Source organism: Gammaproteobacteria bacterium (assembly GCA_009838035.1).
GTDB lineage: Bacteria > Pseudomonadota > Gammaproteobacteria > Steroidobacterales > Foliamicaceae > Foliamicus.
Window position 1 is genome coordinate 165,787 of sequence record VXSK01000003.1, and the last position, 14,129, is coordinate 179,915.

Consider the following 14,129-nt stretch of genomic DNA (forward strand, 5'->3'; position numbering starts at 1 on the left):
TACAATGTAGGTTAGATCAAGAGTGCGCGTTCCTCGATTCCCTCTTGCCGAACATGATCTGGTCCGGCTCAATCAGTTCGGCCAGATGACCATTGATCCGCCGTGATTGCGTAGATGACTTGATTCACATAGTGGTCGTATAGCCATTCCGACTGCCTGCTGGTTTCCTCGCAAGCAAGACCAAGGCGTTCCGCCACTCGTCTGCTTCGAAGATTGCCTTCGGCGATTTTCATGACCACTCGGTTTAGCCCGAGATCCGTGAATGCGTGTTCGATCAACCTCTTGTAGCTGCTTGAGACGATTCCTTTTCCCTGATGGGAGGAAGAAATCCAGAATCCCATTGAAGTCTGACAGTTATCCCTGTCGAATTCATGGAATGCGATTACTCCTGCGATCTCTCCCTGGTACTCAATACCCAGAGTCAAGGCAACTCCCGCCCGATTGTCCCTTCTTGCGCCTTCGATGAACTGCGCGGAATCCTGTGACCCTTGCTGCCTATCCACCCAGGGCAGCCACTGCCTCAGGTAGTTCCGATTGCCATCGACCAGCGCATAAAGGGCGCCGGCATCCTCACCAGTCAATTCGCGCAGCCGTGTAAATGCATCAACTCTGAATTCCTTCAATTTTGTTTCTCTTTACTTCTTTTCTTGTCAGGCCAAGTCGGGTAGATGGAAACGCAATGCTTTGTGCAGAATTCTGCGCAGGTTCCAGGGACCGAAGGGTGACGCGGCAAACAATGTTCTGAACATCACCGGTACACGTTGCTCCCATTGGAAAATGTTTCCGTAGTGCCATGAAAGCCTTGTGGTCGTCGCCGTTCGCGGGTGACGTCTGTTCTCGTATTCCCTCAATCCGGATCCTGGGTCATTCGCACGCCGAAGGCTGTCCGCGAGGACGACCGCGTCCTCGATGGCCATGCAGGCGCCCTGGCCAAAGGTCGGGGCCATCGGATGGGCAGCATCGCCGACCAAGCTGACCCGGCCCTGCCCCCAGTGCTTGTCCGGGGGACGATCAAGAACATCGTCGACGAGAATCCGCTCCGGGTGGGTTCCCAGGATCATTGCACCGAGTTCTGCGGGCAATTCCCTGGAGACTGATCGAAGGAACGCCATGTGATCGTACTCGGCATCCGCCCAGGCGGCATCGAACGGCTTGTTCCGACACAGGAACCAATAGGCCTCGTCCGGCCTGACCTCGGGAAACACACCGAGCTGAATTCCGGGAAGCAGCACCGAGAGAACCTCGTGCTTCGTGACCCTGGGCGTTTCGGCCATGCCCCGATAGCAGTAGTACCGCGCAGACCGAAGTTTTTGGCTTCCGAACAATGACGATCGGACTGCCGAACGGACGCCATCCGCGCCGATCGCAATCTCTCCCGCAGCCTCCGTGCCATCGGCAAAATGAAGCGTTACGCCATTCCGGTCCTGTTTGACGCCAACACACTCCTTCGCGGTATGCACCTGATCCGTATCCAGCGCATCAAGCAGCATTCGCTGCAAATCGGCCCGATGCAATGCGAGTGACGGCGCGCCGCATTCACGGGAAATCGCCCCCACGTCGACTGAAGAGATCAGCATCCCTTTGGCGGACAGGACGTTGATCCGGAGCATTTCCGAACCCAGTGATCGAACCTGCTTGCCCAGCCCCAGGCTCTGGAGTGCCGTGACGGCGTTCGACCATATCGTTACCCCGGCCCCCACCTCGCGAATCTCACCAGCACGTTCAAAAACCCGGGCGTTGATGCCTGCGCGGCGCAACGCTACGGCCGCCGCCAGACCACCGATTCCACCACCGACTATCAGCACCGTCATGCTTGGATCGGTTCCAGGATGCGGGCGTCGTTGAAGTTGGGATTGTTGACGGCGGTGGAGACGGGCCAGGCCTCCAATGCTTCGGAGGGTACGGCGGCGACCTTGTCCAAGGCCGATTTTGCAGGCGCCTGGAGCCAGGCCTTCTGCGCGTCCCACGGAAGTATCAACGGCATGCGGTGCCGGTTGCGGCCGGCGTTGTGAATCCCGCGCATCAGTTCGTTGGCGGGCAGCGTCACGATCGTGCAGGACAGGACCTCCGTGCCGTCATTCGCGCGTGAACTCTCCCAGAGTCCGCCGAACGCGAACCCGTCCTGCCCTTTCAGCCGTATATGCCAGGGTTGCTTGGTCCTGAAACCGGGGCGGGCCTGCCATTCGTAGAACCCGGTGGCGTAGATCAGGCAGCGCTGTTCGCGCTTCCATGCGTTGCGATAGGCGTTCTTGTCCGCCATCTCCTCGGAGCGCGCATTGGCGGTGCTGTACTTCGGCACTTCTCCTCGCGCCCACACCGGAATCAGCGGCCAGATGGCATCTTCGCCGACGAGCTCGTCGCCCCGCTGCAGGACGATGGGAACGCGAGTAATGCGCCGGGGCGAGGCGCGCTGGGACCCGGCCGGAAGCGGCGGTTCGGAAGGGCTGATGTTGTAGCGCGGTTCGAAATCGCTGTCATCAAGGATCGAGTAAAGGACATCGAGCGCGTCCATCCACGCCCTGGGATCGGTGATGATGTTGAATCGCCCGCACACGTTGACGCCTGAATGCCTTGCTCAGGTCGGCGGGACCAGCACCAGCTTGCCGACGAAGTCCTTGGCGAGGAACTCCGCCTGGGCTCGCGCGATCTCACGCAAAGGGAAGGTCCTCGCCGCGACCGCCCGGATCTCGCCGCGCTCGACATAGGAGATCAGGTTCTCGAACACGGCGTCCTCCTGGAAGGTGCAGCCGAAGAAGGTGAGGTCCTTGAGGTAGAGCAAGCGAATATCCAGTTGTACCGAGGGTCCCCCGATCGCGCCGGCCGCCGCGTAGCGCCCGCCGACCTTGAGACCTTTCAGCAGAGCCGGCCACGAGGGTCCCGCCACAACGTCGACCACCACGTCGAGGGTCTTCTCGCCCACAGCGTCGGCCAGGTCGGCATCCGCGGGCACGACCTCGTCGGCCCCGAGGGCCCGCACCGCGTCCGCCTTCGAACGGCCGGCGACCGCCACGACGAACGCGCCGCGCCGCTTGGCGAGTTGAACGGCCGCCGAGCCCACCCCGCCCGATGCGCCCGTCACCAGCACGCGCTCGGCCCCCACGGAGGCTCGGTGCAGCATGTTTTCGGCGGTCGAATAAGCGCAGGGAACGCTCGCCAGCTCTGCGTCGCTCCAATCGCAGTCCACGGCGTAGCTCTCGCGCGCAGGCGCCTTAACGAACTGCGCGAACGCCCCGTCGCACTCCGAACCCAACGTCCAGCATTCGAAGGGGCGGTACTCGACGTACGATCGCAGCAGTGGCCGAACAATGACGCGCTCGCCGATCCGGGAGCGCGCGACCCCGCTGCCGACGGCCACGATCCGCCCGCAGCAGTCGGCGCCCTGGATGCGCGGAAACGTCATCGGCGCACCGGACCAGGAAGCGTCTTCGGCCCGGACCTCGCCGACCTCCGTTGCGCCGCGCGTCCCACCGGCTGCGGCGGCGTTCATGGAATACCAGCCGACGCGGGTGTTGATGTCCGTGTTGTTGATTCCGGCCGCGGCGACCTGGATCAGCACCTCGCCGGCTCCCGGCGTCGGCGTGGGAACGTCGTCGTGGTATTCCAGCGCATCGACGCCGCCGTGCCGGGTCAGCAGCACGGCGGTCATTGTCGCTGGAATCGCGTTCGTCACCCGGTTTAGCGGTCGCGGAACGCGGTCTGCTTTTCCACAAAGGGCTCGCGCCAGTCGGGGAAGGCGTCGCGGAATTTCTGGTTGCGCGCGCCGTAGTAAACCAGCGCCTTGCCGGTGCCGCCGTTCCACAGGTCGAAAACGGTATCGGCATACTCGGAAAAGAACGCCGTCAGGCGTGCGTCCAGGTCCGCGACAACGTCCGCGTAAGCCGGATCGTCGACGAGGTTAATCGTCTCGCCCGGATCGTCGCTCATGTCGTAGAGCTCGTTCGGCGACGCCAGGAAGCGCTTGGTGTATTTCCACTGGCGGGTCTGGATCACCCGGGTGGAGATGTATTCGAAGAAAACCTCGTCTTCCCAGGCCATGTCCCCGCCGCGCAGCATCGGCGCAAAGCTCTCTCCGGGAGAATTGGCGACCTCCAGATGCCCAAGCCCCACGTATTCGAGCAAAGTCGGCAATAGATCGAACTGATTGACCATCGCAGCGGCCGTCGCACCCGCTTCGATGCGGCCGGGATGGCGAAAGATCAGCGGCACCTGCATGTTGGCGTTGTATGCCGGCTCAGGTTCGCCCCAGGACGAATTGCCCCACAGGCCAAGCTGTCCCCAGCTTGATCCCTGGTCGGCGAGAAACACCACCAGTGTGTCGTCGCGCAGGCCAAGTTCATCCAAAGCCGCCAATACCGTGCCGATGCCCTCGTCCACATGCGTCATTTCCGCGGCGATGTTGATCATGGCCGTCCTGTTGTTGAGCGCATCGATGGCCGCCCAGGGATAGGACCCGCCCTCGGTCGGCTCGGGCGCAGGCGCCGTATTGTTCCTGGCCCATTCCCGCATGTACGGGTGCACCCGGTTCTGCGGCATGGCGGGCACGTTGTCCTCGTAGTAGTCCGCGTGGCGCGAGACCGGCGGCTGATTCACCGTCGGCGGCAGGATGTACGGCCCGTTGTAGGACAGCCAGAGGAAGAACGGACGCCGCGTTCCCCCTGCCGATTCCTCATCCTTGTGGTGGGCAAGGAAGTCCACCGCCCGGCGGGACCAGAAGTCGGTGAGATGTTCGTCCCGGTCGAGCACGTTATAGGTCTCGCCGTTATCGAAGATCTGCGCATCGACGAAACTGGACGTATGGCCACCGCGAAACATGGTCCACCACTGAAACCCGAGCTGGGGCCTCTCATGCCGGCCCAGGTGATACTTCCCGACCAGGCCGGTGTAATAGCCGGCGTCGGCCAACGTCTGCGGCAGGTTGCGGAATTCTTCAATCGCCGCGTAGTCCTCCACGGCGTAACGGGCCGGAAGTCCGTTGTGAACGCCATTGGCCGACGGAATCAGCCCGGTCATCAGCACGGCACGCGACGGCGAGCACACGCCGGAGGTCGCGTAGGCGTGAGCGAACAGCAAACCATCGCGCGCCAGTTGATCGATATTGGGGGTCCTGATGTCCCGATTGCCGTACGCCCCAAGCAGATTGGGGCTCTGGTTGTCGGTCATGATGAGAAGGACGTTGGGGCGTTCCTGGGCCGGGGCGGCGGTTGTGAACAGGTCTGCCAGACAGGCGGTTGCATAGACCGTGCGGCGGGTCATGCTATTTGACCTGTGCGCGCACGTAGCTCTCAAGCACGCGGTTCATACGGGATTGATAACCTTTTCCGGATGCCCTGAAGTAGGCCAGCACGGAACGCTTGACACGAAGAGTAATCTGCTCCGTCCGGTCCGGCTCAACCAGTTCGGCATTCCGCCAAAAATCATCATCCAACTCGGGAATGTCGCTGAAGTCGATATCCTGATCCTTGGCGGCCGCGATCTGCCTGGTGGTCAGGGGTTTATCGTGTTTTTTCATGGTACGCCTGCCTTTCTTTGCGGGATGCGGGACGCGCGGAGATCAAGCGGATGCTGCTGTTTCGTTCGGTATAGGCGACTACCAGCAGTGCTCCCGCCCCAACGGAACCCACGCCGATGTAGTGGTCCTCGCCATTGTCATAACGGACATCAAGCCAACTAAGAACAGGGCCTTCGAATATCCGCCTGGCGGTTTCGAAACTCACCCAATGCTTGTAAATGTTGGTTTGATTTTCTGCCTCGTCCCACTCAATATTCACCTTCTATTATGCCCTACAAATTGTAGTTACACTACCGAAGTTCAGATGTCTGTGCACAACATGGCTGAGCACCTTTTCAAGGGAATTCCTAGGTTGAGAGAATATTCCCGCCCGCCAGCCTAGCCAGCGGGAATACGTGCCGGATTATTCGCGATGCGGGTCGCGCGTTCTTTAGAGGCAAACTAGGCGCACATTTTCAAGAGCGTGACCTCAACCTAGTCGACTACCTCTCCCGCCAGTGAGTCAGTCAGATCGTCGACACATTGATCTCCGGCGCTCGCCTAGCTCGGTATCTCGATAAGCTCAGGACAACTCGGCGACTGCCCAAGAAATGGCGCCTCTCAGTTCTCAAAGTCTCCCCATGCGACACGGCTCGGATTGAGGAGGAACGGTCACGACGGTCAGAAATGACCCGCCAGACTGGTCGTTAACCTTCAAATACAGGGTTCATTTTGCACTGAATGAATGCTCCTAGAAGCGCCTGAAGACGAGTTGGGCAGGCCATTTTTCATTGCTTCAGTGCGGCAGGCAAATCACTCAATTTTGATATGACACACGTCTCCATACGCTGATCGAGTTTGTTTTTCTGAATGTGATAACGCATTTCCTTGTCCGTCACAACAATATCGCAATAGGGCACGGTAATGGCAAGGGTCTCATAGTCAAAGACATGATTGCTGCTCCAGTTGTGGTTCGGATTTTGGTGTAGTGAAGCCTGCAAGCTCACCGCCACGTCGAAGCTCGGCATCCGATCAAGCTGAGCAATAACCGGCTGAATGTGTAACTTGGTTCGGGTGTCCGGTATAGAAGTATTCAATCCCTGAGCATCGAGCCGGGTACCCAGCAACGGGCAAAATACGTCACTCAACCTATCAAACTCAATTGCAGAGATGATCGTGCGAAGTTCCTGCGGCTCCCTGGCCGCCGGGTAATCGGCGAGTCCACCAGACAACCGTTTGTGGGCGTCGGCAATCTGCTGATACCGCTTGAGTGAGGCCTCTGGCTTCCAACCGTACCGGCGATGCGACGGCACTTCGGCTGAAGTAGGGTCGGTAAGGATTTTGTGGTGAAGAGTCTGCTGTTGATCCTCATCCATTCTGGCCAACCACGCCCGGAATGGTTCCGTGATCTCGCTCTTCTTTTCTCCCTTCCTAAGAGTAATCCTGACTTGTTCCAGCGCCCGACTCACGAAGCCCCCAGCAGCAAAAAGGCCACGGTCGTTCGCATACTCTGTCGGAGTGATGGGCGACTCGCCAGGCCAGAGGATATTATCCAGCAGGGCTTCTATTTCATGCCTTGCCACTTCGCTCCGGGCCATGATCATTCGATGGGAAGAAAGCCCTTTCATAATATTGGCTAAATCTCGTGACTGCCGCTGCCGTCGAGGTGGAATCTTCCGTGTTTCGTTGTAGATGTGCTGCGAGAGCGGGAAAATGGCACTCCCCGCGTCCGCTGCCGCCAAACACGCATCCAGAACATCTCGATGCCTCTTACCGTCTGCGTGCCCGACAGCGGCCTTGCTCAGGTTGATCCAGTCCTTCATATCCAAATAGACCAGCTTCGCGCCGGCCCCACTTGGCAAGCGAATTGATTCGGGAAAAAGGCTTAGTGCCGCCTCCCGTGCGACCTCTTTCCGATCACTCAAGATTCACCACTACCAATAACACCTTAGGTCCTCATCCGCCGTCCCCGTCTATTACGATCTCTGAGAACTCATGCGGTTCACGATAATCCCAAGTCACGACCCTTGAAACTGGAATTGCGACAGGCACCAATCCTTGTCGCACAGCTTCGTGGTAGAAGTAAATGTTGCCGACCGGTCTTGATTCGTCTAGCAGCTTGGCGGCACTTCCCTGTTCTACGAATCCCACAATACTCACTATTCCTTCGACTGTCTTATGTATTTCCACGACGCCACGCCAACCTTCCGGGTCATTCTGTAGCGTAACTCCGTCCATTAGTGAATCCCCGCTACGTGAGTTGCCTTCTAACACGCGCGCCAGCCCCACACCCCAGACTCCACTGAGTCTGGTCACTGCCATCGTCTGCTCTTCATACCTCAGCGCGCGAACATTGTTCAATGATCTCAAGTCGGTCACAGTCTCCGCGACAAGCACTGGCTCTCCGAACGGAAAGGTCATATGCGCGGATTCTGGATCTGACACTTCGGGCGCAAGTTGACCTGCCGAGCCCTGCATGGATTCGTTCGGCTTCTCATTCCCATTCCGCCATTGCCAAACCATCACAAGGCTGAGCATGGCTATCACAAGGCCGATAACGGCGTACAGCGCCATCGCCTTCTTTCCGTGCCAGCGAATCTTCCACTTTTTCCTATGATCCAAATCTGACCTCCAATTCGTATTCACGAATTCCCTCCGCACTGATGCGTTACCTGTCCATTTTCCTAGGGGGCAGAATCGATGGCAACATGTGTGTCGGTTACTTCAATGGGCAAGCACCCTGACAAATGCGTCCGCCCAATTGACGTTGCCTGGGCGACTTCTTGGTTCCTACTTGAGTGCCCTACGTCCTTGGCTCAAGGATAGGGTCCTGTACGGTAGGTGCGCGAATTGCACTCAATTCTCAATACGAGTTCACATCGCGGTTCACATATTGTCCATGAATGGAACAAATATCGAACCGTATATCTAATACTCGAGTCTCGTTATCGCTGTCCAACCACTTGTTCAGTGTCGCGCATGTAGGGTGGGTTCCAGCGCCAGCTTTTGAGTAAGTTCCTGTACAAGTTCTCCCAAGTTTTCGGGGTGAACTCCTCGTTCTTGTATTCCTTTGTCCAGCGCTTCAATGCTGTCTGTAGCGACAGCAAGGACTTCTTCGCACAGACGGGTGTTCAATTCTCGTCGGACCGGGTCATCTAGAAGTTGGGAAAATCCTTGTAGTGTCCTGTATTTGAGGTCCTCAAAAATACGGAAGGCGGCTGCAAGCTGCTCGTCCGATAGCTGATTGACATCCAGTGCCGGCAATGTTCGGATAAGTTCGTGCGGGACGCTGGAACGCCCCAGATAGGGGCGGTTGCCGTGCAATATCCGCAATAGCAGGCCAGGCGTCGAGTTCAGCCACAGGCATAGCGCCTCTTCTTTTCCCGGTGCTTCGCTTTGAAGCGCCAACGTAACCCAGGACCGGACTCCGAGCATGGGTTTGTCGGTCAGCACGGCCGCGAGCCGCTGCGGGGCCATTCCAAGATCGCTCGCCAAGTGAAGGCGTGCCTTCTTCGTTAGCATGGCGTCCTGTTTCTCCTTGTCCCTGTCTGACCGCCGTTCAAGTCGCGCATTTGCCGCCATTTCAAGGCGCGTTTCTCTTTCTGCTGAGTGATGCCACAAAGCTGGCTCACCAGCTCGAAGGGGATCATTGGTTTCCGCAATTGTGAACAGCCCTTGTTTCGGGTTTTTTATTTGAATGTGATAGGGTCCCAATTCGGCAATCTGGCCGATTGTCGTAACTGGAATTTGCCAGGAGGCACCATAGTCTCCTTGGCGCAGGCGCTCCGCTTGCACAACCAGATCGGGCTGCACAAGAGCCGCCCAGAACCACGCGCCGCCCGTGAGCCTCTGCTGGGGCACATGAATCAAGTTTCCCCAATGCTTGCCGCCAATGTCGATGGCGCGTGATTCGAGCGGCAGGCCGTTCTCGTCCATAGCCAACAACTTGCGGGTTAACGCCATCGCTTGCACCGGCTCATCCGGGTTGTGCAACAGATTGACAAACCGGACATGATTACGTCTTCCGTGCGGCTGCATTTTCGTGGCCACTATCAAGACTTCGGCAATCCGCGTTGACTCTGAGAATGAAACAAGCCGGCGTCCCGGTAATCCCGCTTTTGCACTGCGATTTCTCTTATCGTGGCTAACGACAATCCAGTCAATGCAGTACTTTTCCAAGAGCATTTTCCGAATTCCGCCCCAGCGGCTGCCGGTCAGCAGAGTGGCCGGCAAGACAAACGCCAACCGCCCCTTCTCCCTGAGATTTTCGTCCGCAAGCACCATGAAGCCTGAGCCCAGCCCGGCGTATAGGCTTCCCGGCGTTTTCGCCAGCGTGTCCTTTAGGGCGTATTGCATGGTTCGCGCATCATCAGGATCCAACAACGACCCGAACATCGGATTCCAGATGGTGTTCGCCTCTTTGCCAGGCCCTCCCGCACGGGTATATGGCGGATTGGCGATCATGAGATCGCAATTCGGCGGCATAGCCACGTTCTCGGCCACTTCTCCTTGGCCGGTCATGCGCGTGAAATGTTCCTCGTCAAACAGATCCAGCCTGCCGGCATTACCGCCACTGGGCGATGAGGCTAGGAAGTCCAGACTGCCGAGGCGCGCCGTCTTATCGACGACTTCGTGTTGCACCCTCCACAGGTTCATATCCTTGATGACCTGGCTCGCTTCGGCCATGCACAGAGTGGACGCCGCCAGATGGATAGCCGCGGGCACCACATCGTAACCATATACCGCATCTTCGAGCACGGCCCGTACGACCTCTCGACTTTTGCTGTCGAGCGCCCCGCTGCGCCGCGCGCGTTTCAGGATTTCCTGTGCCGCCGCCATGAGCAAGGTGCCGCTGCCGCAAGCAGGGTCTACAACTCGGAGTTCGGTAACTTTGTCCGGATCGGAGAAGTCCACGTCTCGCCAGCATTCATTGCGCAGGTCAAATGCCAGTCCCGCCAGCAGAATGGAGGCCGGTATCGTCGTGTAATTTGTCGCCAGAAATTTACGCGAATCGAGAAGCCGGTGGAATATCCGGCCGGCCACATCATGGCGGCGTATCGCGCCACTCTCGGCGATCTGTGAAGCGGCGGCCTTCAGTATCTGCAGGGCTTCTCTATTGGTTGGCGCCGGCGTCTGGGATAGGGTTTCCCTGGCGATAAAGAAGATGGGCCACCAGTTGATGTTGAGAATCTCGTCCCATTGCTCCACAAGGACAGACGGCCCGTGATCGGGGCTTGGGCGCGGGATCCTTCCTGCCGTCCTGAAGGGTTCCGGTAGCTGTGCAGGGTCAAGGTGTCGCGCAAGCAACTCTTGGAACAGCAGCGCGTTGAGCCATATCAGCGCTTTCGTCGCGGGTTCGTCGTGCTCATCACTGTCATTGGGATTGCCGCGGGCGAGAATGTTGCTCGTCGCCTCAATGGCATGGGCAGCTTGTTGCACGATGCGCTCAATGCCTGTGCCGTCATCGCTTTGCACCCAGTAGTCGCGCAAAGTCTCTGCAAGGTCCGTCACCGAGCCGGAAGTTTCGTCGCTCCATTCTTCGCCGTAATAGCGGTAGGCAATGCGAATGTCGTCGCAGGCGGCAAGATGCTCCTGCGCTCTGCTCTCGGCGAGGCGAGCGAGCCGATTCGGATAGCCGATCGCAACCACGAGTCGCAACGGCAGCCCATTGACAATCGCCGGTGCTCTTTTCGGCAAGCGCTTATTTGCATCTTTCTTTGCAGGGTTGCCATACTCGGCTTCTATAGCAACAGCGTATTCATCGAAATCAAGCAGTACATCGACCTGGCCGCGGCGTGATCCGAAACGGTGCCGCTGCTCGCCTTCCGCCGCCAGCCCCTCCGCACGTAAGAGGTGCGCCAGTGCGATGTTGTAGATGGGTTCGGGTGTATTGCCGTTCATGGGCGTCTCATCATGCGTAATTCACGCGAAAGTCACCACTGATTTGGGAGTGAACCCCTGAAATTGGAGTATTACTTCGGCAGTGATAGAAACCTTCATAGGACCATTTTTTGGCAAGATCATCAAGAATCGTCATTCTGGCGATACCTTAGTAGCCTCTCAATGCAAGTCCGGTTTTTCCCGCTGAACCATGGAATTCTCTGACCAAAAGCCATATTGAGCGTGTGCATGACGCGCTTCTTGTTTGCGCCGAAACCCAGGCGACAACCCCAGTTTTCTGTATTGGTACGGAATGTATTTTGTATTAACAAGAGAGGTAGCTTCCTCTCCTATAACGACATTTGGCTATCCTGTTAGCCACAGACATGCTACCCTCTTGCGCGGACTTGCAGGTAGATTTGTTGTCCGGGTTCGAGACATATGATTCAATGTCAGGAAAGCGCTTTTGCTGCCCTGATTCCTATTCCGACTTTACTCGTCAAGAGTTTTGTCGAACTGCGTGATTGCGTAGGAGTGCCTGCAAGTCCACCTTGCCAAATGGAAGTGTGAACTATCGTGACAAGCTAAAAGCCGCCAAGGACAGGAAGGACCTCGCAAGACTACTAGGATACAAGCCGAGCGCCTTAACATCCATCATTTACGTCACGCCACCCGAGCGTAAATACACTACTTTTGAAATTGCGAAGAAGAGCGGTGGTATCCGAACTATCAAGGCTCCAAACCCGCAACTCAAGAAGCTTCAATCGCATCTTGCCCATTATCTCTATGGTTGCCTCGCCGAAATTGAGGAAGAGCGCCAGGCTCGGCCCGTCTCCTACGGTTTCAGGAAGACACGCACGATAGCTTCCAACGCCAAGAATCACAAACGCCGACGTTATGTGCTGAATATCGATATCGAGGATTTCTTCCCGTCATTTAATTTCGGCCGTGTGCGCGGGTTCTTTCTAAAAGACAAGGCTTTCGCGCTTAAGGAACAGGTTGCAACCACGATTGCGCAAATTGCATGTGACGGAGAGGCGTTGCCTCAAGGTAGCCCCTGCTCCCCAGTCATTTCGGAGTTGATTGGGCAGATTTTGGATCTGCGATTGCTAAGAATCGCAAAAAAGCATGGCGTGCGGTATTCGCGATATGCGGACGACATTACGTTTTCTACAAGTCAGAGAGACTTCCCTGAGGCCTTAGCGGTTCAAGATTCAGAGAGTCTGTTCGGTTGGGCGCCGGGTGCCGAACTGGTTCACGAAATCAGGCGTGCGGGTTTCAAGATCAATCCATCCAAGACCCGTATGCATTGCAGGGGCAGCCGCCAGATGGTCACCGGCCTGGTCGTCAATGAGAAAGTCAACATAAGGAGCGAGTACTATCGCAAGGCGAGGGCCATGTGCGACTCCCTCTTTCAGTCGGGAACCTATTTTCGGTCCTTTACCCCACCTGTCAGCCCCGGAGTGGATCCGCAGCCCGACCTGACGGTAAACCTGAATCCGCTCGAAGGCATTCTCAGCCACATTTATGCAGTCACGCAGAGCGAGGACCGCAGGGGGATTAAGGATCAGCGTCTTAAGCCAAGAGCAATCCGGACACTGTACAGGCGCTTTCTTTTCTACAAGTACTGCATAGCTCTGGATGCGCCACTCATAATCACCGAAGGGAAGACCGATCCAATCTATCTTCGTGAAGCGATAAGGTTCCGCGAAATCTTTCATCCTCAACTGGGAGAGCCGGGAGAGAGCGGATTTAAGTTTGCGATACGGTTCTTCAACTATACCGGGCAGGCCCACGAAATCATTGACCTTGGGGGAGGCACGGGGGACTTGAAGTCAATTCCGCTGGACTATCTGCGTAATTTCGATGCGAGAAAAAGAAAGCCATTCCAACACGTGCCCATGGCCTATCCGGTAATCCTTGTTCTCGATAACGATAACGGTCTTGAGTCCATCGGCAGCACGGTGAGAAAGAATTTTGGCATTTCGATCACAGTGGATTCTACGGATGACTTTTATCACATAACCAAGAATCTCTACCTCATCAAAACGCCCGAGACCAAAGAACAAAGCTGCATTGAGGATTTGTTCCCAGCCGAATGGAAAAACAAGCGCCTTAACGAAAAGAAATTCAACCCCAGTGGAAGTATCGACACGCAGACCGAGTACGGAAAAAAAATGTTCGCAAAGTACGTTGTAAGGCCCAACTCACATAAAATCGATTTTTCCGGATTCGATCCGCTCCTGGAACGGATCGTGGCAGTGCTTGACCACTATTCCGCAGAAGGTAAACAATCCCTGTAAATCTTGCGCCTTTGCCAGCTGATGTTTGGTTTGAATCGCGATGCTTGGTCTCTGATTCGCGCCTCATCTTGTGCCTACAATTTCGATTGCGGCTGACCCATCTGTCAAACGTAGGTCCAAACGCGTTTTGCTAACTAAGGAATGAGAATCACCATGAACAAGAGGCAGCCACTCGTTCTTGTGAAGTTGGACCCGCAGCAGATTGCCAGGGCCAAAGAAGCCAATGGCAAGCGCAAGCGAATTACTCATGCGCTCATTTGCGGGCAGTATGGGCAGATTTTCGGAACCGAAAAACACTGCCTTAAGTACTACACAGTGTGGAGTGACATTTTCTCTTCTTTGTTTTCAAGGTCGTTCGATACGTCCTCTTATACGATCGACGATTTCAATTCGACCTTCAACTTGGTAATGCGGTTGATTGACGCGAGCGAACGCTAGAGCTACTAGTCATCAAAACA

General features: G+C 56.7%; 12 protein-coding genes. 2 read left to right on the top strand and 10 right to left on the bottom strand.

Annotation, left to right across the window (positions count from 1 at the left end; all coding sequences use genetic code 11):
- Nucleotides 1–68 precede the first annotated feature (68 nt).
- The 10 genes from F4Y72_03375 to F4Y72_03420 all read right to left on the bottom strand — a co-directional run bounded on the left by F4Y72_03375 (nucleotide 69) and on the right by F4Y72_03420 (nucleotide 11,389).
- Complete coding sequence (locus tag F4Y72_03375) at nucleotides 69–623, bottom strand: GNAT family N-acetyltransferase (protein ID MXZ27329.1); 555 nt, start codon at nucleotides 621–623, stop codon at nucleotides 69–71.
- Between the two features lie 27 nt (nucleotides 624–650).
- Nucleotides 651–1,811, bottom strand: a complete 1,161-nt coding sequence (locus tag F4Y72_03380; protein ID MXZ27330.1) for an NAD(P)-binding protein — start codon at nucleotides 1,809–1,811, stop codon at nucleotides 651–653.
- Nucleotides 1,808–2,554: an SOS response-associated peptidase gene (locus F4Y72_03385; GenBank protein ID MXZ27331.1), complete on the bottom strand. Its 747-nt coding sequence runs from the start codon at nucleotides 2,552–2,554 to the stop codon at nucleotides 1,808–1,810. The genes F4Y72_03380 and F4Y72_03385 overlap by 4 nt, the downstream gene beginning before the upstream one ends.
- 21 nt (nucleotides 2,555–2,575) lie before the next feature.
- Nucleotides 2,576–3,646: a zinc-binding dehydrogenase gene (locus F4Y72_03390; protein ID MXZ27332.1), complete on the bottom strand. Its 1,071-nt coding sequence runs from the start codon at nucleotides 3,644–3,646 to the stop codon at nucleotides 2,576–2,578.
- Between the two features lie 29 nt (nucleotides 3,647–3,675).
- Nucleotides 3,676–5,253, bottom strand: coding sequence for a sulfatase-like hydrolase/transferase (locus tag F4Y72_03395; GenBank protein MXZ27333.1), 1,578 nt, complete (start codon nucleotides 5,251–5,253; stop codon nucleotides 3,676–3,678).
- 1 nt (nucleotide 5,254) lies between these two features.
- Entirely contained in the window at nucleotides 5,255–5,509 is a 255-nt protein-coding gene (locus tag F4Y72_03400; GenBank protein ID MXZ27334.1) for a BrnA antitoxin family protein, read from the bottom strand.
- Nucleotides 5,493–5,768, bottom strand: coding sequence for a BrnT family toxin (locus F4Y72_03405; protein ID MXZ27335.1), 276 nt, complete (start codon nucleotides 5,766–5,768; stop codon nucleotides 5,493–5,495). The genes F4Y72_03400 and F4Y72_03405 overlap by 17 nt, the downstream gene beginning before the upstream one ends.
- Before the next feature lie 508 nt (nucleotides 5,769–6,276).
- On the bottom strand, nucleotides 6,277–7,413 hold the full coding sequence (locus tag F4Y72_03410) for a hypothetical protein (GenBank protein MXZ27336.1): 1,137 nt from the start codon (nucleotides 7,411–7,413) through the stop codon (nucleotides 6,277–6,279).
- Nucleotides 7,414–7,444: 31 nt separating this feature from the next.
- Nucleotides 7,445–8,134 (bottom strand): hypothetical protein, encoded by a 690-nt coding sequence (locus F4Y72_03415; GenBank protein MXZ27337.1) that lies wholly within the window; start codon nucleotides 8,132–8,134, stop codon nucleotides 7,445–7,447.
- A 321-nt stretch (nucleotides 8,135–8,455) separates the two neighbouring features.
- Nucleotides 8,456–11,389, bottom strand: a complete 2,934-nt coding sequence (locus tag F4Y72_03420) for an SAM-dependent DNA methyltransferase (protein MXZ27338.1) — start codon at nucleotides 11,387–11,389, stop codon at nucleotides 8,456–8,458.
- A gap of 545 nt (nucleotides 11,390–11,934) precedes the next feature.
- Between F4Y72_03420 and F4Y72_03425 the strand changes: the two genes are divergently transcribed.
- Both F4Y72_03425 and F4Y72_03430 read left to right on the top strand, forming a co-directional pair.
- Nucleotides 11,935–13,671 carry an RNA-directed DNA polymerase gene (locus F4Y72_03425; GenBank protein MXZ27339.1) on the top strand — a complete coding sequence of 579 codons (1,737 nt, stop codon included), beginning with the start codon at nucleotides 11,935–11,937 and terminating at the stop codon, nucleotides 13,669–13,671.
- A gap of 153 nt (nucleotides 13,672–13,824) precedes the next feature.
- Entirely contained in the window at nucleotides 13,825–14,109 is a 285-nt protein-coding gene (locus F4Y72_03430) for a hypothetical protein (GenBank protein MXZ27340.1), read from the top strand.
- The last annotated feature ends 20 nt before the right edge of the window (nucleotides 14,110–14,129 follow it).